Below are 19,725 nucleotides of genomic sequence, written 5' to 3' on the forward strand. Positions count from 1 at the left end.
AAGCAAAAACTACAGGAGTCTTTCCTCATGAAGATAGGGTCTCTCCACCCCTTGGCATGTTTATTTATTGTTGTCTCCCTCTTTGTCCAGCCCGCAAGAGCGGAGGACCTGGGAGGTCCACGGATTATTGTCAGTGGCGAAGGTACGGTCGAGATTGCGCCTGACATGGCGATACTGAGCCTGGTTGTGATGCGCGAGGCGCCTACTGCGGAGGGCGCACTCGCGACCAATAGCGCGGCGATGACGGCGGTCATGAAAGCCATGACCGGTGCCGGAATTGCCGAGCGCGATATTCAGACCACGCAGTTTTCCATACAGCCCCGCTACAGCCGCGAGACACGTAAGCCTGATGGGACTTTAGAGACACGCAAACTGGTGGGTTACACCGTGCGCAATGGCGTAAATGTGCGAGTGCGCGATATCGATGCCGTGGGTGAAGTGCTCGACATGTCCGTCCGTCTCGGAGTCAACGAGGGAGGTGGTATCCAGTTTTCCAATGCGGACCCAACCAAGGCGCTCGAACGGGCCCGCAGCAATGCGGTGAAAGACGCTATGGACAAGGCGCGCGGACTGGCCAGTGCGGCCGGCGGTAAAGTGGGCAGGGTACTGGAAATTTCAGAACACAGCATGGGTGCCCGTCCGATGAACATGGCGCGGCGGGAAATGGCAATGGACAGCATGAAGGTTTCGGTTCCGATTGCGGCGGGAGAGAATACTTACCGGGTTTCCATCAGTTTGTCGGTGGCACTCGAGCAGTAGCTGTTTGGCTCAGTCTTTAGGCGTTGGTCGATCGATCAACTTCGTCAGTAAATTCGGGTGTTGCCTGGCGAAAAGCCTGCCACTCATTTCTGAAAACGGCAGTGAATAGTGCACCCTGTCATAGAGGGCGGGTGTGTCGTCACTTGTCCGTGTGCGGCAGGTTTCCAGTACCCGGTTTCGGCACAACAAGGCGACACGGTCAATATAATAGGACTCCAGGTTATAGAATGCCTTGTGCAATGGCTCTTCCATGAATTTGTCAGCGAAGTATGAAACGTTTTCCTGCGCAGCGCAGCTGTCGGTGGTGCCCGTCTTGTTAATGTAGTGTGTGCAGTGTCTTACCGTATTGATGTAACCGCCAAAAGTTACTATCGTGAGCGCAGGACGAGCCTCCTTTAGCGTCTGCAGGATTTGCAGAAACAAGGTCTTGTTTGCCGCGTAAGGCTGGTTTACTGCGTAGACGATAATGTCCAGTTGTTCCAGAAAGGCGGGCTCAAATAGCGTATCCAGAGCATGCTGACAGTTCGCATTATCGGTGACAAAACGTGTTGATACGCCGCGCATCGGCGCGCACCGGTTGGTACTGCCGAACAGGATCAGGTTTACGTTCGAATCGTCGCCATAGGCCGCAGACATGAAGTTATAGCCGTCGACCTCGGAGGAGTTACCCAGCACCATTATCTGAAGCTCAGCCTCCATGTTGCATGATGCCGCGGTCAGGTTGGCGAGCCGGCAAGCTTTACCCACTTTGTCAAAGCGTGTTTGCTTTCCGGCTTCAATCTGGTCGGTACTGAGGTGTATGGTCGGAAATCGCCAGCCCCAGCCGTTGCTTAACCAGGCGTTGGCGGCGATCAACGCGAGGAATACCGATACCCCGACTGTGCGCAGGGCAAATCGCTTGTCGGAGACCGCCGAGACTTCCTTGTCGCTGTTTTTGTGCCGACGGTAGAAGCGTTGTTCGATGCCGTAATGTAGCGCGCAGGTCGCCACTAGGATAGTCGCGGCAAGGACCAACTGGTCTGAGATGCGAAGTTGCATACCATGGTGGTAGCGATACAACACGATTAGCGGCCAGTGGACCAGATACATCGAGTAGGACACCCGGCCCAGCCAAATACTCAGTGGATTTTCCATCAGCGCGCGGGGTGTTCGCGCTAGGCCCGTGCGCGTGGTCCCGGCCAGCAGCATCAGCGCGGTTCCCGTGGTAGGTAGCAATACTGCCCAGCCAGGAAATCGGGTTGCTTCATCAAAGGAGAATACACTCGCACCGATGCAGCTCAGCCCCAGCCAGAAACTGGCGCTTGGCAGCCACGTTGAGCGCGCGAATACCGTGTGTGTCAGTGCGCTGGAGAGTGGGATGATCAGAGCGCCAAGAGAGAATTGGAACACTCTGAACGGCAGGAGATAGAACGCGGCGGATGGATTAACGGTTGAGTACACGACGCACAGTGCAGCACCCGCAAACGTGATCAGTGTGAGAGACGCGCCAAACGGAATGCGCTTCCGCAGTGTCAGCAGCCACGTGATCAGTGCGGGCCAGAACAGGTAAAACTGTTCTTCGACGCCCAGCGACCAGGTATGTAACAGAGGCTTCAGTTCCGAGGCTGCGTCCCAGTATCCGGATTCCGCGTAGAACACGACATTTGACACACTGAACAGCGCGGCCGCGGCCGAGCGCGCGAATGGCGTCATGTCCTCGGGTGTCAGGATGAATGAGGCACCCAGCAAAGTGACTGCGACGGTCGCGATCAACGGTGGCAGGAGGCGCCTTATTCTCCGCGCATAAAAATCTGTAAACCGGAATGACTCGTTTTCATGGCCTTGCTTGATGATCGCGGTGATGAGAAAGCCGGAGATCACGAAGAACACGTCGACGCCGACGTACCCGCCCTGAAAACCGGCTACGCCGAGGTGGAATACAACGACACACAGCACGGCGATCGCTCTGAGACCATCTATGTCGGCGCGATAGTTCACCGCTTGTGCAACCCCGAAGGAAAAGTGTTGATTGGTGGACTCGTATGCTTGTTATATAAGGTGATAGCGGGTTAGCTTACAACAAAGAGAGGGTTATTTCGCCCCGAGCCCCCGTGTTTGGCGCGCAGTCAACAGCATGGGTCTACCTCAAGTGATGGAATAAGTGGAGTAGCAACTGATGCGTATTGGTGTGTTTTCAGGCACGACCCCGGCGGTGGGAAGCAGTCTTAAGGAATTGGTTGCGTTTGCACAGGATGCAGAAGCGCGCGGTTTCGACAGCGTCTGGCTGCCCAATATTTTCGGTGTCGATGCTGTGGGCGCTTGCGCTATCGTCGGCTGGGAGACAGAGCGCATTGAATTGGGTACGGCGGTCACGCCCACCTATCCGCGCCACCCGGCGGCTCTCGCTCAGCAGTCCCTGACGACACAGATGGCCTGCGATGGTCGGTTTGCTCTGGGTATCGGGTTATCGCACCAGGTCGTGATTGAGGGCATGTTGGGTATGTCCTATGACAAGCCCGCACGCCACATGGCGGAATACCTCAAGATTATCGCGCCACTATTGCGCGGCGAGGCGGTGGATTTTGAAGGGGAGCAGCTCACGGCCAAGTTGGCCATGGGCTTGCCTGATCTGCCTCCTGTACCCCTGTTAGTTGCTGCGCTGGGGCCAACTATGCTCAAACTGGCTGGCGCGTATTCTGAGGGTACGACAACGTGGATGACTGGTCCTCGCACGATCGCTGAGTATATTGCGCCTGGCATTAATGCTGCTGCGGCAGAGGCGGGCAGGCCCGCGCCCCGAATCGTCTGTGGCCTGCCAATTTGTCTGACGAACGATGTGGATGGCGCTCGCGAAATGATCAGCAAGACGCTGCAGGTTTACGGTATGTTGCCATCCTACCGGGCGATGCTCGATCGGGAAGGTGTCGCGGGGCCTGCGGAGCTGTCGATTATTGGTGACGAGGCTGACCTTCGAGCGGCGCTGAGCGGGCTGCGTGATGCAGGTGTAACCGATTTTAACGCAGCCGTGATGACCCATGGCGATGCCCGTCTTGAGCCATTGCTGGAATTGCTGCAATCGGAGCTGTCGTGTCAACGGGATTGAGCGTGCTGAACCGGCATATTCGGATGCTCGTACTATCCGAAAAATGCGCCGGCGATTCAGTATTCTGAGTACAATGAAGCGCGTAATAGCCGATTGACGCGCTTTATTCGCGTGGATATGCAGGCGTTGTTGTGCAGTAGCCTTCGCAGACTGGACAGGCCGTTCTTGGTGGCGAGCGCCGTCGCTTTTTAGAGAATTATGTAGCCGCCCGGTGCCCGGATGGGCCAGACCACGAAGGCGTACGATGGCGACGCGCAGGGCGCTAGAACAGTCGCCAGGCGCCTGACTTTGATCATACATTATGACAGTGTTTAATCTTGGTTCGTTGATTATAGATCACGTTTATCGTGTTCCGCGCTTCGTGCAGCCCGGTGAAACGCTTGCGACCGAGCGCTACACACGCTTCGTCGGTGGTAAAGGATTAAACCAGTCGCTGGCACTCGCGCGGGCCGGTGTCAGTGTTTGCCATGCCGGCTGTATCGGGAGTGATGGTGAAATATTGCGTCAGACGCTGGTGGAGGCCGGCGTGGATGTGAGTTTGCTGCGGCGTGTTGATCAACCCAGTGGCAGTGCGGTTGTGCAGGTCGACCGATCGGGTGAAAACTGTATTCTACTTCATACGGGGGCCAACGACTGCGTCGATCCTGCCATGCTTGCGGAGATATTGGTGGAGGCGGCGCCCGGTGACTGGATTTTGATGCAGCACGAGACGCCCTGTGTGGCAGATATGATTTGCGCCGCGTCCGCGGCGGGACTGGTGGTGGCACTGAATCCGGCACCCATGGTGCCAGCAATCATTCACTACCCTCTGCACTTGCTGGATTATCTAGTGGTAAATGAAGCGGAAGGCAGGCAACTGACGGGGGAGGCCGAGCCCACCGCGGTTCTAGCGGCTCTGGCGGACCGCCTGCCCAAGTGTCATACGGTGCTGACGCTCGGTGCAGCCGGGGCGATGTACTGCGGCCCCGAGGGTGAGTGCCGGGTGCCGGCGGACCGGGTAAATGCGGTGGATACCACGGGTGCGGGCGATACGTTCATAGGGTTTTTCCTCGCGGCGCGCATCGCGGGAAAAACAGTAGAGGCCAGTCTGTTATGGGCCTGTCGTGCCGCGGCAGTGTGCGTGCAACAGGAGGGCGCTGCGCCGTCCATTCCGTACCGTGAGGCGGTTGATGCTTAGGTGGCGTTAAAGGCAATGGCTCCCGGTGCGCGGTGACACGTGTGCAGGCAAGCTTGCCGCACTGCAATGGCGGCGTGGAAAATCGTTACTGTGGCAGCCACGCTGGTTATGCCTGCTCCTCGATTTTTTTGCGGCTTCCAATTTCCCGGTCTTGCAGCAGTAGTCTATCTCTGTGGGCCGTTCTGGGTAGGCTGCCCCTGTGTAGCAGGCCCAATAGCTACCGAGCAGATAAGCGGTTGTGCAGCCAGGTGGGAGGTGTCAGTATCGCGTAAAACGCTGCAGTGTGGCGCCATAGAATGCGGTGGAATGGCCAATGGAGACGATCATACTGTGGGGTGTAACCGCATCCCCGTTTCAATTGAAGATGCAGTCCCTTCTCGACTACGCACAGCAACCCTGGCAACGCTGGCCGGAGCAGGGCGGTCGACTAGCGGTTTCAATGATGGCGGTGCGGCTCGAGCGCGCCAAGCGCCGCGGCGAGGTCAGGCGTTATCCCGCAATGTCACCCGCGCTTGATGAATATCCCTCCGTGCCCTTTTATACGTTGGACGGGCGTATTTTTTATTACGATTCCAGCGCTCTGGCAGACTACCTCGACCAGCAGGATGAGGTGCGCACCCCGGCTTTTGTGCCCGCGGACCCGGCGCAGGCTTTTATTTGTCGACTTATCGATGAGGCCTTTGATGAGTTCGGCTTGTACATGGTGCACCACATGCGCTGGGTGGGTGCCGCTCGGTCCACGCCGATGGGAGCAATGACCGCCCGGGAGTTTCGTTCCCTGTTATTGCCGGGGATGGGGCGGCTCTTCTCGCGGCGCATGTCCCGTCGGCAGGTAGCGCGTTGCCCCTATCTTTTCAGCGTTGCACCGGGAGGGTTCAGCGCGGGAGTATCATCCCAGCGGACGCCGCCTGCGAGGCCGGACTTTCCTCCTACCCACGCCCTACTTGACGACGCCTGGCGTGGCCACCTCGCGGCCACTGAGCACGTATTATCGGTGCAGCCCTATCTCCTGGGCGAGCGTTTTACCCTGGCTGATGCCAGTGCTTACGGGCAGTTGAGTATGAATCTGGCAGACCCCGAAGCTCGCGACCTGATGGAGCAACTGGCACCTCGTACGCATACCTGGCTTTGCAGCATCCGTGAGGGTGAGCATACCGGGGGGACTGGAGAGTTGACGCTCTCCAGCGCCCTGTGCCCGCTGCTCGGCATGATTGGCGAGACCTTTCTTCCACTGATGGTGCAGAACGAGCAGGCCTACGAGGCTGCTCTCGCACAGGGCGAAACCTGTTTCAACGAGGCGGCGTTCGGTCGCGGCCAGTCTCTGTATCATGGACACCTGATGGGATACCCCTTCCGCAGCGTGGTGAAAACGTTTCAGGTGCGGGTGTGGCGTGAGCTTAAGCAGCAATGGCAGGCGCTGGATGATGCCAGGCGAGAGGAGCTGGCGGTGCTCTTCCCTCTGGGGAGTGTGGCCTGCCTGGACGGGCTTGCGCTGGAGCCCGCCTGACAGGTCAGAAGCCGCGTTCGCCAGAGACCGGCGTCATATGTCCACTTTTCATGCAGGTAAATTCTGATGGTCGAATTTAGTGGCGTTTGGGGCTTGCAATCCAAAATTAATACACTGATTATATATACAGTAGTTGTGGCGCATAGCGCTGTATTGGAGTCACACGAAGTGAATCCTGCGTAGAGACTGAATTTACTGAACAAACTGCATAAATAGAGAGAGGCCTTTATGGACGCGAACAAGGGAAAAGCACTGGATGCAGCACTGAGCCAGATCGAACGACAGTTTGGCAAGGGCACGGTGATGCGCATGGGTGATCGGGAACACGTTCAAATTCCCGCGATTTCGACCGGTTCGTTGGGGCTGGATGTCGCTCTGGGCATTGGTGGTCTGCCGAGGGGGCGTATCTGTGAAATTTACGGTCCAGAATCGTCTGGCAAGACAACTCTTACCTTGCAGGTTATTGCAGAGGCTCAGAAAGTTGGCGGCACGGCGGCATTTATCGACGCGGAGCACGCGCTGGATCCTTCCTACGCTGAGAAGCTAGGAGTCCAAATGGACGATCTTATCCTCTCGCAACCGGATACCGGCGAACAGGCACTGGAAGTGGCAGAAATGCTGGTGCGCTCAGGCGCGGTTGATGTCTTGGTCATCGATTCAGTTGCTGCACTAACGCCAAAAGCGGAAATTGAAGGTGACATGGGCGCCTCTCATGTCGGCTTACAGGCGCGCTTGCTCAGTCAGGCCATGCGCAAATTGACCGCGGCTATCAAGCAGACCAACAGCCTGGTGATTTTCATTAATCAAATTCGCATGAAGATTGGTGTGATGTTTGGTAACCCGGAGACGACTACGGGGGGTAATGCGCTGAAGTTCTATTCATCTGTACGCCTGGACATACGTCGGATCGGCGCGGTCAAGGATGGCGATGAGGTTATCGGCAATGAAACACGCGTGAAGGTAGTGAAGAACAAGGTATCCCCTCCCTTCAGACAGGCCGAATTTCAGATCATGTATGGGCACGGCATTTATCGTATGGGCGAGGTCATCGACTGGGGTGTAAAGCTGAACCTGGTGGATAAGTCCGGAGCCTGGTATTCCTACAAAGGCGATAAAATCGGCCAAGGCAAGGCGAATGCGGCCAAATTTCTCAAAGATAATGCTGCTGTCGCCAAGGAGATTGAAGATCAGATACGGGCCCAGTTGCTGGCCCCCGATGCTCAGGGAAAGCCTGAAGAAGATGCCGTAGCAGCGGCTGAAAAAGCCAGTGAGGCCGAACCTGAAAAGTGACGTGCTTGCCTAATACGAAGGCAGAGAGCGATCCAATAGCGTCGGGTTCCTGCCTTTTTCGGCAGCATGTCCGGCGCGTTTGGTTTAGATGGAATTCTTTGCGTGTCTGATCAACCAGAAATCACTTCGGCCGACGTTCGACTCGCTGCTATGGATTTGCTGGCGCGACGTGAGCATTCTGTGATCGAGCTCAAGCGCAAGTTAAAACGGCGTTTTGGCGACGAATGTGTAGTCGATGATCAGGTGGCAAGGCTCGCAAAGGAAGGTTTGCAGAGCGATGCCCGTTTTGCAGAAAGTTTTTTGTGTCAGCGCAGCGGAAGCGGATATGGCCCCGTCCGATTGAAGGCCGAGTTGAGAGAACGGGGTTTGTCAGACGAGCAGATCGAACAAGGACTGCAAGAACTGGTGATAGACTGGTGCGAAGTTGCATCGCAGGTATTGGAAAAAAAGTTTGGCCCTGAGCCCCCGGCCGATGTTAAAGAAAAAGCGCGCCGTCTGCGTTTTATGCAGTACCGCGGTTTTTATCAGGATCATTATCAACCACTGTTTCCGCGATAACCGCTACGTTGCATCGCCCTGACCGGCATTGGGAGGGCTATTCATCTGCTGTAATGATGGATTAGATGACAGATCCGTTGCGTCATTGGCGGCCATTGCGATGGGCACAAAAATAGAGGCCAACCAGGGGATAGCCTGTTGCTTCGTCCTCCCGGTAGTGTGCCGATTGATAACCTCGCGCCAAAAACCTGTACATTATTGATATCTTTGCCCTCCCGCACAAGCAGCTATGGTAGCTTGGTGACCGTCAGCGTAGGGTGAAAGCAACGGAAATGAATACAGGAGTACAGGAATGAAAAGTGTATTGCATGCGATATCTGTGCTGGCAATTGTCGTCTGCGGGTCGGCGGCGCAGGCCTATGAGCAGGGTGACTGGATTCTGCGGTTTGGGGCGATCACGGTCGCTCCGGAGGCCAGCAGCCAGGATGTCAACCTGCCCGACGGGTTGGTCGCGGAAGTTGATGTCAACGATGACACGCAGCTGGGTTTTATGCCCGTTTATATGATGACTGACAATATCGCATTTGAACTGGTAGCGGCGACACCGTTTGAGCACGATATCGAGGCGAAGGGCAAAGGGGCAATCAAGGGCACGAGTTTGCCCGCAGGCTCAACCAAACACCTTCCACCAACACTGATGTTCCAGTACTACCCCCGTGGAGGAAAAAGTGGCTGGCAGCCTTATGCGGGTATCGGCATTAACTACACGGTGTTTTTTGACGAGGATGTCGATGACGAATTAGTCAACCTGCTCGGTGATCTAACGGATGGAGAAGTGGATAACGCGGATCTTGATCTTGGCGACTCTTTTGGCCTTGCATTTCAGGTCGGCGTGGATGTGCCGTTCTACGACAACTGGGCATTTAACGCAGCTGTTTGGTACATGGATATCGACACCGAGGCCAGCATTACTGCGAAGTCCGGAGGGATGCAGGTGGACAAAGTTGAGTTCGATGTGCATATCGATCCGTGGGTATACAACCTCGGAATAGCCTACCGCTTCTAGGGCGTGTCTTCGAACCGGCCCCCATCGCCGACCTTATGGCCTGACGGGGCTGCGCTGGGGGTGTTGTTCTGTTACGTCGCGCTTGGATTGGCGGTATTGTGGGCTGGCCAGGGCAGGGCTGCGTGCAGCGCTTGCCTGAACGAATATTTCTAGGTATTTTCGCCATAGGCCACGGCGGCGGTCGTTGATACCGAAAACAGGGAGCACAGTATGGAGCCAGAAGAATATAATGGCGAATATCAAATGCACGAGGAGCTATCTACGGAGTTTCATGATCCGCTGATTCGGCGCCTCCACTGGCTTATTCGTGCCTGTGTGAAGATGCTCGCAATTTTAATGGTGCTGGTTATTTTCCTTGGTGTAATCGACGTTTGCTATATCCTTTATCAACAACTGAAAGAGCCACCACTCTTTACGCTGTCGGTCGGCGATATATTCGAAGTGTTCGGCGCCTTCATGGTCGTTCTTATCGCTATCGAAATCTTTATTAATATTCGTCTTTACCTCGGGTCGAATACCTTACCTATTCGCCTCGTCGTGGCGACCGCATTGATGGCAATTGCGCGAAAAGTTATTGTTCTTGACCTTAATATGACCTCGGCCAATGAAGTCTTGGCGATTGGAGTGGTGACAATCGCATTGGGCATCACTTACTGGCTGGTAGACAAGCCCGCCCCGGTTGCGAGGCCCTTGGACGTGAAGCCCTGAGCGGTTTTGCCACTTCCGCTGTTTTCCCTGTCATCCTGTAAGAACATATCTAATTAGAGGGCGCAGCGTGGTGCGCGCGCTTGCTCCAGGTGTGTTGGCCGGTGATCCAATGAGCCTGGCGGACCGTAGTGCTTTATACCATACACTCGTCAAAACGCCGGCCTGCGCAGGCATTGCTGTCCGCAGATTAGGTGGATAGACTGGCGAAAAATAGGCTTGGATAACACTGTGCAAAAGTTTCTCGAGGCTGACCTCACTTTATTTGCCGTCCCGCTTTACCTGCTGGCGGTGCTGCTGGAGATGCGCTGGTCAAGGCAGCAGGGCTTGGGCCTGTATCACGGCGCCGATACAAGGGCGTCACTGGCTATGGGGCTGCTGGCAGTGCTGGTAGAGCTCCTCCCGAGGATGTTGGCCATTCTCGTCATGGTCAAATTGCACGAGATCAGTCCGCTTCGTGATGTAGTGCAGTACCAGTGGTGGGCGTGGGTGCTGCTGTTTTTTCTTGATGATTTTAGTTACTACTGGTTTCATCGGAGTAATCATGAAATTCGGTTGTTCTGGGCGGGGCACGTGAATCATCACTCCTCTCGCAGTTTGAACTATGCGACTGCGCTGCGTCAGGGGGTGGGCGAACGCGTGCACAAGTTTCTGTTTTGGTTGTGGTTGCCGCTGCTGGGGTTTGATCCGGCAATGATTATTACCATGATTAGTCTCAACTTGTTTTATCAATTTTGGATTCACACGACAGCAATCGATCGCCTACCCAACTGGTTCGAGAATATCTTCAACACACCGTCTCATCATCGGGTGCATCACGCGTCGAATGTGCGGTACCTCGATCGTAATCACGGGGGGGTACTAATTATCTGGGACAGGTTTTTCGGTACGTTTAGTCAGGAGGTTGCCGAGGAGCCCGTAGTTTACGGTCTGACTTCAAATCTTGAGTCCGACGACATCGTGACGGTGGCGCTGCACGAGTACCGTATGTTGTGGCGGGATGTGCGGCGTGCTGGTCACTGGCGTGAAAAGTGGCGCTATTTGTGGCTGGCGCCAGGCTGGAGTCACGACGGGCCCGACAAGCGTGCCAATACGCTTCGCCGACGCAGCACCAGATAGGCGCAGGCATGGGCTAAACTCGACCCCGGGTATTGAGGGTGATTCGAACCGGCAAAGGCAATTGTTCAACGTGTCATTGGGCAGAGGTTCACTCCCCCATACGCAGCTACCTGGTCTGTCACACTAGCGCCGTTCATCGCGCAGCGTATCGAACACAAGAGGGCCTCAGCCACGGGCAGTAGCTCAGGTCGCATGTTTTGCGGTACGGAGGCTTCGCGCCCCGTTGTGTTCTGCGATCGATTCCCTAATTACTGGGATATGTATTTTAGAAGGGATAAAAGCTTAATGCTTCCGTCAGGCCGGCGGCGAATTCTCTTTAAGCAGGCTGCTCGCGCTTGAGGGGTATCAGAACGTGTTCGGTATAGAGCTTGAGACAACGCCATGCCCGGTCTAGTGGCATGCCGCCAATAAGTGGGTGAATAGCGGCAAAAAAATCTTTTCGCTCACGGTGGCGTTTGATGCACTCAGCCGGTGTGATGATCTCGTAACGTTTTTCTGCCCGCAGAGCGTCGACAGAATCGCTGTTGAATTCCAGTGGCCGGTTTACACCCTCTGTTTTCCAGCTGCTGTATTCAATGACTTCATTGAGAAAGTACGTTCCTAATTCTTTCCACGCTTCGTCCGGTTGGTCGTGAATGAACAGCACAGAGAAGTCCGCCGGAGGGGAGTGCGTAAATCCCTTCTTGCCATAATGTTTAAGCTGTTCAAAATAGTAGGCCTCTAGCTCTGGCTCAGCTACTGGCGGCGCAAAAGGAAGGCCGAAGCGTGCTGCGCGTCTGGCCGCGGGCTTACTCATGCCGCCTACGAGGAAAACGGGGTGGGGTCTGCTGAAGGGCTTGGGTGTAACGTTGACCAGTTTGCCCTTGTAGTCAAAAGGCGCGTCTTGCCAAGCCTGCAGCAGAGTTTCCAGCACGTGGTCCATCCACTTTCCGCGCTCTGCAAAGGGCTTGTTGGCGATATGGTATTCGACCTCGCGATAGCCCATGCCCGCAACAAAATTTAGGCGACCCTCACTGAGGAGATCCACAACAGCGATATCCTCCGCCAGGCGAATCGGGTCGTAGAGAGCGACCAGCAGTGCCATGACGCCGATACTGCACTGTTCTGTGCGCCCGGCAATAGCGGAGGCCATGGTGAGAGGTGAAGGCAGCCAGCCGTTATCCGCCACATGGTGCTCCTCCACATTCACACTGGAGAAGCCACTACGGTCGGCGTACTCGGCCATATCGAGCGCTGTTCGATAACGCAGTGAACGCTGTGCGGGGTCGGCTTCGGCCCCGGTAAGGTTCAGGCGCAGATTAGCGCTAATATTCAGCACAGTGCCGGCGTCAGGCAGCTTCCTGAGGTGCGGGCTGGGTGCCGCGGATGAGTGCACCCGGTACCGCGCCCGTGTACTCTCCATTCTCCATAATGATCTCGCCATTGACGATGGTGGCGACGTAGCCGACCGCGCCCTGGAACATGCGCCGTCCGCCGGCGGGCAGATCAAACTCGATGCGTGGAACTTCCAGCTGCAGTTGGTCGAAATCAATCAGGTTAAGGTCGGCTTTCATGCCCACTTCGAGTGTACCGCGATCTTGTAAACCCACGCAGCGCGCGGTGTCGCGCGTTTGCATCTTTACCACGTCCTCCAGCTGCAAGCGGTGTCCTCGCTCTCTGTCCCGAACGTAGTAGCTGAGCATCTGTGTGGGTACGCTGGCATCGCACAATACGCCACAGTGAGCACCGGTGTCCGCCAGAGAGATGACTGTCGAGTCTTCCTCCAGCAGGGCAACCTGGCGACTGAGATCGTTCGCACCGTAGCCGAAACAGGGAAAGTAGACTACGCCCTTGCCATCATTTTCCATCATCAAGTCATAGCAAAATGCCGCAGAGGAAATGCCTGCACGTTCCGCCCTTGCAGCGATGGAATCTTCGGGGGCGGGCTCGTAGTTTGGCGGGTTACCCAGTGGATATAGCTTGTCATAGCCTCCGATGATGGTATCCATAAAGTCGTCGCCCATCAGTGGCTGATCCTCTGCGAGGATAGCGTCGCGAACCTCCGGCTTGCGCAGTTCCGCCAAGCGCTCTTCATGCGACATGACTGAGAGTGGCCCATAGTTCGCATGGAAGCTGAAGGGGTTAATCGTTCCGTCCCAGCTGAGGAGGATATTGACTGGTCGCGCCCCCACGTGTGGTATGAGTTGAGCGCCTTGAGCGTTTGCCTCCCGAGCGAACGCCAATTGCTTCAGTACCCGCTCCCAGTCCTCTTCTTCTCGAAAGAAGAGAATGAAGTTGATCTGACAGTTATTATCGATAGACAGACGCTTCATCCATCCCATCTCCTCTTCCCAGTTGTTCCAGTCAGAGACCACGCCGTATATGCCTTTACCGATTTCGCCAAGCGCCTTGCCGATACCGAGGAGTTCGTCCTCGTCTGCGTACGTGCCCGGCATGGCTTCGTCCTCGCGGGTGGTGTGCAGTTCGGTACGAGATGTAGTGAAACCTAGCGCACCGGCTGCGATACCGTCCTTTACGATAGCCGACATCGCCTTAATATCCTCGGTGGTGGCTTTCTCATTGTGCGTGCCGCGATCGCCCATGACGTAGGTTCGTACCGCGCAGTGCGGCACCTGCGCACCGACGTCGATTGCTCGAGGCATCGCTTCAACGGCATCAAGGTATTCCGGGAACGATTCCCAGTTCCACTCGATGCCTTCGTGCAATGCCGCCCCCGGAATATCTTCGACATCTTCCATCACCGCGATGAGGCGTTCGTGTGCCTTATCGTCAGTTGCACATGGAGCGAACCCGACACCGCAGTTGCCCATGATCAGGGTGGTAATACCGTGATTGGCTGCTGGACTGCACAGGGGGTCCCAGGTGGCCTGGCCGTCCATGTGCGAATGTACGTCGACCCAACCAGGGGTAAGAAGCTTACCCTGTGCATCGATCTCTTTCTCGCCAGCGCCATTGAAGGCGCCCACTGCTACAATTTTTCCCGAGGACACGGCGAGATCGCCGCTGAATGTCGCTTTGCCTGTACCGTCCACGATGTGTGCGTTGCGAATGACCAGATCATACATAATAAATCCCTCCTGCTACGAGGATGAAGTGTACTCATAATCGGCGGAAGCGGGCTAGTCCATAGCGGTCGATTGAGGAGCGCGGTTTAAATTTGGATGCCAGCCCTTTTGGGCAGACAAGAAGGGGCGTATATTAATGCGCATGAGCGTGATGAAATGCAGTTACAACGATAAGTGAGTTAGAGCCATGACCTTGAACCGCCGTGAATTTACCCTGTCATCCGTTGCCGCCCTCAGCACACTGGCAGCGACTCCCGTCTGGGCCATGGAGAATTCAGTCAATCGCAGGATTGTGCTGGCCTCGCGTCCCGCGGGGGCGCCAGCTGTGACGAATTTCCGTCTGGAGGAGCAAGCTGTACCAGAGCCCGCGGAGGGGGAGGTGCTCCTGCGCACCCGTTACCTGTCGCTGGACCCGTATATGCGGGGCCGCATGAATGCGGGAGAGAGCTACGCCGACCGGGTTGAGCTAGGCGAGGTCATGGTGGGTGGAACTGTCAGTGAGGTTCAGGCCTCACGCCATAGTGATTTCGCGGTTGGCGATTTGGTCAGTGCCTACTCGGGCTGGCAGGACTATGCCTTGTCCGATGGTGTCGGCTTGATGAAGCTGGATCCGCGTATTTCCAGTCCCTCTTATGCGCTGGGCGTTTTGGGTATGCCTGGCTTGACGGCCTATGTGGGTTTACTGGACATCGGAGAACCCAAGGCGGGTGACACGGTGGTGTTGGCGGCCTCCACGGGGGCAGTAGGCTCAGTGGTCGGCCAAATCGCCAAGCTAAAGGGCTGCCGTGTGGTCGGTATTGCGGGGGCCAGGGAAAAGTGTGAGTACGCGGTCAAGGAACTGGGTTATGACGCCTGTGTCAGTCACTATGACAGTGATATGGCGGGGCAACTGGCGCAGGCTTGTCCGGACGGTATCGACGTATACTTTGAAAATGTCGGCGGCAGTTCCTGGAATGCCGTTATGCCGTTGTTGAATAATTTTGCCCGGGTTCCCATCTGTGGCTTGATTGCGCATTACAATCAAACCGAGCTGCCTCCGGGGCCTGACCGTCTTTCTGTCATGCAGGGTCTGATCCTGCAGCGTAGTTTAAAAATACAGGGGTTCATTATTAGTAACTATCGTCACCGCATTCCTGCTTTTATAGGCGATATGAGCCAGTGGTTGGCGGCGGGCCAGATCAGGTACAGGGAAGATGTAGTTCAGGGGCTAGAGAACGCGCCCGAGGCATTCCTTGGCTTGTTCAGTGGCGCTAATTTCGGAAAGCTGGTGGTAAAAGTCAGTTAACGGAGTGTCACCTGCCTTTGGTATGGAGCGCTTCTAACGTGGCCAGCGCTATTGAAGTCGGTACAACGCCCTGGAACTGGGATTTATACGATGCGCCCGTCAGCTTGTGTGAGCAAGCGCAGCAGGCGGAGCGTCTGGGTTTTCACTCTTTTTGGTTGCCTGAAAATCACTTTGGTGAGCGGGGTGTGATTCCGTCGCCTCTGCTGTTGCTCGCAGCCGTTGCTGCTCGCACATCGAGCATTCGTCTTGGCACTACCTCCTTTCTATTGCCGATACGTCCGCCCTTGCTGGCAGCCGAGGATGTGGCGGTATTGGATCAACTCAGTGGTGGGCGATTGATTCTGGGCGTGGGACGGGGTCTATCGGGAGGCATGTTTCGCGCATTTGGTATCGATGCCAAAGAGAAGCGAAAGTTGTTCCGTGCCAACCTCGATATCATGCTGAGCGCATGGCGCGGAGAACCTGTGGCACTGGAAGAGGGCGGCAAGCCGTTGTTGCTTGCGCCTCTGCCACTGCAGCAGCCTGCGCCCCCGATCTGGGTCGCTGCATTTGGGCCGTTGGCGCTGCAACAGGTCGCAGCGCTTGGTATGCCTTACCTCGCATCCCCGGTAGAAACGTTGCCTGTTCTGGAAGAAAACTATCGTCTCTATCGCGAGGGGCTGGCGGCAGCAGGACACCCACCGGTGCAAACAGTACCTGTTATGCGTTCGGTATTTGTCACCGGAGATGCGGCCCTCGCCGCGCGCGCGCGAGCTTCTCTTGAACGCCTGGTGCCGACTTCTCTGCAGGCCGCAGACAGCACAGCTGACGGCCCTGCCATTGTAGGTGATGCCGCTGCGGTGAGAGACCAACTGGCGGAATACGTGGAGCGACTGGGTATTAGTCATCTTATCCTGCGGGGGGGTATTCCCGGGATAGAAATGCAAGATCACTTACGCAGTAATGCTGCCGTGCTAGAGATAGTGCAGAGCCTCTGAAAAGCTTGCGTCTTACCGGTATTTAGTGGTCTGTGTGGCGTTTTTGGACCAACTCCGGGCGTGACATGATTTGAGGATGAAGCTCATGCCCATGCTGCTTTCGGAGGCTGTCAAAAACCGGGTATCGAGCGGAAAACTTGAATAATGCCGCTGGAACATGATGAGCAGTCCGGAAATCTGTCGGTGAAGTACAGCGACTGTTGTGCGGGTGTCTTTTGATCAGAGAGTGAGAACGGTCCGCAGTCCGCGACCCGCTTTCAGATCGTCGACTGCTTCGTTGATTTCTTCGATGGGGCGCTGGTTGGTCACCATGCTTTTTAAATCCAGCTGATCGCTTTCCCACAACCCGATAAGCCGTGGAATATCTTTGAGGGAATTACAGCTGCCCATTAGGCAGCCCGTCAATTTCTTTTCTGCAGTACTGAATAAGACAAAGGGGCTGATTTCGATGCTTTGATCCAGTGGAGGAGCGCCAACGCATACCGTATTGCCTCCGGAGCGTGTGGCAGCGATGCCGACTTCAACGAGCTTGGCTATTCCCGCGGTTTCGAACGCGTAATCCATTCCAATCTGATGGGTTAACGCTTGGCAGCATTCCACCAAGTCTTCGTTAAGCGGGTCAATAATGTGAGTGGCTCCGAAGGCTTTGGCCATTTCGCGTCTTTCAGCAACAGGATCCGACGCGAGAATAACAGACGCGCCGGCCAGCTTGGCACCCTGCACTGTAGCAATGCCGACACCACCCAGCCCCATCACGACGACAGTCGCACCCGTCTCAACATCAGCGGTATTAAGCACGGCGCCAATACCTGTTTGTAGCGCGCAGCCGAGCAAACCCGCAAGTTCCAGTGGCACATCCGGTGATATCTTTACCGCGCCGTTGACCGGCGTTACGACATATTCGGCGAATGCGCCAACGCCAAGTCCACGGTAAAGAACTTCACCGTTGCGGGAGAGCCCCGTGTTGCCATCCGCGAGCGCATAGGTATAAAGGCTCGTGTTGTTTGCACAGAGCGTCGCTTCCCCGCGAACGCAAAAATAGCACGTGCCGCAGGGGGGTACTGGTGTCAACACTACGTGATCGCCCTTCGTCAGGCTGGTTACTCCGGCTCCCACGCTCTCTATGATGCCAGATGCCTCATGGCCCAATATGGTAGGTCCGAAGGCGGGCAGGCTGCCGTCGATGACGCTGAGGTCCGAATGGCAGACGCTGCAATACTTGACTTTAACGCGAACCTCGCCCGCGCGTGGATCAATGATATCGACATTGTCGTAGAGTTGTATGGGCTTACCTGTTTCTTCGAATACCGCCGCTTTCATAGAACGTTCCTGAGATATCGATAAATGAAGACAAGATGTCAAAGTGCCTGGTTCTTTAGTGCCCGAAATTGTCCTTGAGAAACGCGATTCGCTGGAGCATGGATTCTTTCGCTATCATATTTTTTGCCATTCCGTCATAACCATGAATGGTCTGCAAGGTATCATTGCGGACTACATCAATACCGGCGGACGTCAGCTTGCTGGCATAGTCTTTGCCTTCATCTCTCAGTGGATCGAATTCTGCCGTCTCGACATAGCTTGGCGGAAGGCTCTGCACATCGCCAAAGCCGGGTGCGGCGTAGAGCGGCGCTTCGCCCTGAGGATAACGTGCCAGATACATCTGCCACATATTGCGGTTGGATTTCGCATTCCACAGAGGCACGTCTTCAAATTGAGTGGCTGAGGGTGTGGAACAGGAGTTATCCATTACCGGATAGATCAGCAGTTGCGCGCAGGGCGATGTCAGGCCTGTGTCCCTCGCTTTCTGTGCGACCCCTGCGGCCAGTGCGCCACCGGCGCTATCGCCCCCTAACGCGATTCTACTGGGATCAATCCCTAATTCCTCGGCACGGTCAATTGTCCATTGCAACGCGTCATAGCTGTCATCGAAACCAAAGGGGAAAGGATGTTTTGGCCCCAGACGATAGTCCACGAACACCACGATACAACCTGCCTCTATAGCGTAGCGTTCACAGTTTTGCAGGTGAAGACTGCTATAGCTTATCCCGAAACCACCGCCGTGGTAGTAAATTAGCGCAGGCGCCAATTTATCGATAACGGGTGGTGTCATGGTCAGTATGTCTAGATGGCTACCGTCTTTCCGTTGGCAGCGATAGTTATTCACCTTTAATGAAAGTTTTCGAACTGCAAAAAAACATTGCAACCTCATCAGTAAATTTACAAGGAACATCACCGGCGCAGTGAAACCGATCGTTATCCTAGGAAACTTCCTGAAGTCAGGGTGGATGTCGTATTGCTGGCTCATAGTGAGATGAAGGCCCGCGTCGTTTATTGTTAGACAGCCAGAGTAACAAATGCGGTATGTTACTCAAGCTCAATTTCCCGCGTTCTTGCTTTTTCGATGAGACAATTCCAGGTGAATTAGGATAAAATAAAGAAGAAACACCTTATCGATAGATAGTGCACGTCTAAATCACAATAAACTGGCGGGGCTTTTATACGTGAAGTATTTTTTTATTCGCTTGATACGCAAAATCAACCCCTTTGCTTTTCTCTATCCAGAGGGAGACAAGGGTATCGAAGCCGTAGGTCATCGCGAGTACATTGGCGGGAACTGGGACGAGATAGGGGCGCTACAATTTAATTTCCTTGTATCGAAAGGGCTGAAACCGGAAAGTTTTTTGCTTGATATAGCCTGCGGTTCCCTGCGGCTTGGCGTCAAGGCAATTCCCTATTTGGAGGCAGGCCATTATCTGGGTATAGAAAAAGAACCCGGGCTGGTCAAAGCGGGTTTGGAGCAAGAAATGGACCCTGTTGTGAAGGCCGAGAAAGCGCCACGCATTATTATTTCCGATTCGTTTGAATTCGCCCGCTTGGAACAGAAAGCGGATTTTGCAATGGCTCAGTCACTGTTTAGCCATTTGCCTCCGGACATGATTAATCATTGCTTTAAGAATCTGCATGCCTGTCTCGTGGACGGCGGCGCTTTTTACGCCACGTATTTTGAGGTTACTACCGCGAGGAAAAACCCGGATAAACCGCATGACCACGGGTACTTTGCCTATACCAAGCAAGAAATGCTGGCGTTTGGAGAGGATAACGGTTACTCCGCAGAGTACATCGGCGAATGGAATCATCCGAGAGACCAGCGTGTCGTCGAGTATCGCAAAGTCTGATGCATGCGTTCTGGCCTTC

General features: G+C 55.3%; 18 protein-coding genes. 13 read left to right on the forward strand and 5 right to left on the reverse strand.

Features of this window, described 5'->3' with window-relative positions; translation table 11 throughout:
• Window positions 1-27 precede the first annotated feature (27 nt).
• A complete protein-coding gene (locus EYC82_RS00655) occupies window positions 28-759 on the forward strand; it encodes an SIMPL domain-containing protein (protein ID WP_279247622.1) in 732 nt (243 codons plus the stop codon).
• Between the two features lie 9 nt (window positions 760-768).
• Here the strand turns inward: EYC82_RS00655 and EYC82_RS00660 are convergent, their stop codons facing one another.
• On the reverse strand, window positions 769-2,691 hold the full coding sequence (locus tag EYC82_RS00660; RefSeq protein WP_279250631.1) for an acyltransferase family protein: 1,923 nt from the start codon (window positions 2,689-2,691) through the stop codon (window positions 769-771).
• Between EYC82_RS00660 and EYC82_RS00665 the strand changes: the two genes are divergently transcribed.
• From EYC82_RS00665 to EYC82_RS00705, 9 genes are all read left to right on the forward strand, one after another.
• A complete protein-coding gene (locus tag EYC82_RS00665; RefSeq protein WP_279250714.1) occupies window positions 2,575-2,811 on the forward strand; it encodes a hypothetical protein in 237 nt (78 codons plus the stop codon). The genes EYC82_RS00660 and EYC82_RS00665 overlap by 117 nt on opposite strands.
• 103 nt (window positions 2,812-2,914) lie before the next feature.
• The gene (locus EYC82_RS00670; RefSeq protein WP_279247623.1) at window positions 2,915-3,841 is read left to right on the forward strand and encodes a TIGR03564 family F420-dependent LLM class oxidoreductase; all 927 of its coding nucleotides are present in this window, start codon (window positions 2,915-2,917) and stop codon (window positions 3,839-3,841) included.
• A gap of 301 nt (window positions 3,842-4,142) precedes the next feature.
• Window positions 4,143-5,018, forward strand: coding sequence for a ribokinase (locus tag EYC82_RS00675; protein WP_279247624.1), 876 nt, complete (start codon window positions 4,143-4,145; stop codon window positions 5,016-5,018).
• Window positions 5,019-5,331: 313 nt separating this feature from the next.
• Window positions 5,332-6,525 (forward strand): hypothetical protein, encoded by a 1,194-nt coding sequence (locus tag EYC82_RS00680; RefSeq protein ID WP_279247625.1) that lies wholly within the window; start codon window positions 5,332-5,334, stop codon window positions 6,523-6,525.
• Between the two features lie 228 nt (window positions 6,526-6,753).
• Window positions 6,754-7,815, forward strand: coding sequence for a recombinase RecA (gene recA / locus EYC82_RS00685; RefSeq protein ID WP_279247626.1), 1,062 nt, complete (start codon window positions 6,754-6,756; stop codon window positions 7,813-7,815).
• 102 nt (window positions 7,816-7,917) lie between these two features.
• Window positions 7,918-8,373, forward strand: coding sequence for a regulatory protein RecX (locus EYC82_RS00690; RefSeq protein ID WP_279247627.1), 456 nt, complete (start codon window positions 7,918-7,920; stop codon window positions 8,371-8,373).
• A 292-nt stretch (window positions 8,374-8,665) separates the two neighbouring features.
• Window positions 8,666-9,379, forward strand: a complete 714-nt coding sequence (locus tag EYC82_RS00695; RefSeq protein WP_279247628.1) for an OmpW/AlkL family protein — start codon at window positions 8,666-8,668, stop codon at window positions 9,377-9,379.
• 210 nt (window positions 9,380-9,589) lie between these two features.
• Window positions 9,590-10,087: a phosphate-starvation-inducible PsiE family protein gene (locus EYC82_RS00700; RefSeq protein ID WP_279247629.1), complete on the forward strand. Its 498-nt coding sequence runs from the start codon at window positions 9,590-9,592 to the stop codon at window positions 10,085-10,087.
• A gap of 228 nt (window positions 10,088-10,315) precedes the next feature.
• The gene (locus EYC82_RS00705; RefSeq protein ID WP_279247630.1) at window positions 10,316-11,203 is read left to right on the forward strand and encodes a sterol desaturase family protein; all 888 of its coding nucleotides are present in this window, start codon (window positions 10,316-10,318) and stop codon (window positions 11,201-11,203) included.
• 316 nt (window positions 11,204-11,519) lie between these two features.
• Here EYC82_RS00705 and EYC82_RS00710 read toward each other — a convergent pair whose 3' ends face one another.
• Window positions 11,520-12,605 (reverse strand): LLM class flavin-dependent oxidoreductase, encoded by a 1,086-nt coding sequence (locus EYC82_RS00710; protein WP_279247631.1) that lies wholly within the window; start codon window positions 12,603-12,605, stop codon window positions 11,520-11,522.
• Complete coding sequence (locus EYC82_RS00715) at window positions 12,532-14,268, reverse strand: N-acyl-D-amino-acid deacylase family protein (RefSeq protein ID WP_279247632.1); 1,737 nt, start codon at window positions 14,266-14,268, stop codon at window positions 12,532-12,534. The genes EYC82_RS00710 and EYC82_RS00715 overlap by 74 nt, the downstream gene beginning before the upstream one ends.
• A gap of 187 nt (window positions 14,269-14,455) precedes the next feature.
• Between EYC82_RS00715 and EYC82_RS00720 the strand changes: the two genes are divergently transcribed.
• Window positions 14,456-15,553, forward strand: coding sequence for an NADP-dependent oxidoreductase (locus tag EYC82_RS00720; RefSeq protein ID WP_279247633.1), 1,098 nt, complete (start codon window positions 14,456-14,458; stop codon window positions 15,551-15,553).
• Window positions 15,554-15,591: 38 nt separating this feature from the next.
• On the forward strand, window positions 15,592-16,530 hold the full coding sequence (locus tag EYC82_RS00725; protein WP_279247634.1) for an LLM class flavin-dependent oxidoreductase: 939 nt from the start codon (window positions 15,592-15,594) through the stop codon (window positions 16,528-16,530).
• Window positions 16,531-16,749: 219 nt separating this feature from the next.
• On the opposite strand, the gene EYC82_RS00730 is transcribed toward EYC82_RS00725, so the two are convergent.
• Together EYC82_RS00730 and EYC82_RS00735 are read right to left on the reverse strand one after the other, a co-directional pair.
• Window positions 16,750-17,850 (reverse strand): Zn-dependent alcohol dehydrogenase, encoded by a 1,101-nt coding sequence (locus tag EYC82_RS00730; RefSeq protein ID WP_279247635.1) that lies wholly within the window; start codon window positions 17,848-17,850, stop codon window positions 16,750-16,752.
• Window positions 17,851-17,905: 55 nt separating this feature from the next.
• Entirely contained in the window at window positions 17,906-18,835 is a 930-nt protein-coding gene (locus tag EYC82_RS00735) for an alpha/beta hydrolase (RefSeq protein WP_341475046.1), read from the reverse strand.
• A 196-nt stretch (window positions 18,836-19,031) separates the two neighbouring features.
• On the opposite strand from EYC82_RS00735, the gene EYC82_RS00740 reads away from it, so the two are divergent.
• On the forward strand, window positions 19,032-19,706 hold the full coding sequence (locus EYC82_RS00740; protein WP_279247636.1) for a class I SAM-dependent methyltransferase: 675 nt from the start codon (window positions 19,032-19,034) through the stop codon (window positions 19,704-19,706).
• The last annotated feature ends 19 nt before the right edge of the window (window positions 19,707-19,725 follow it).

The sequence above is a fragment of the Candidatus Marimicrobium litorale genome (assembly GCF_026262645.1).
Taxonomy (GTDB): Bacteria; Pseudomonadota; Gammaproteobacteria; order Pseudomonadales; family Halieaceae; genus Marimicrobium; species Marimicrobium litorale.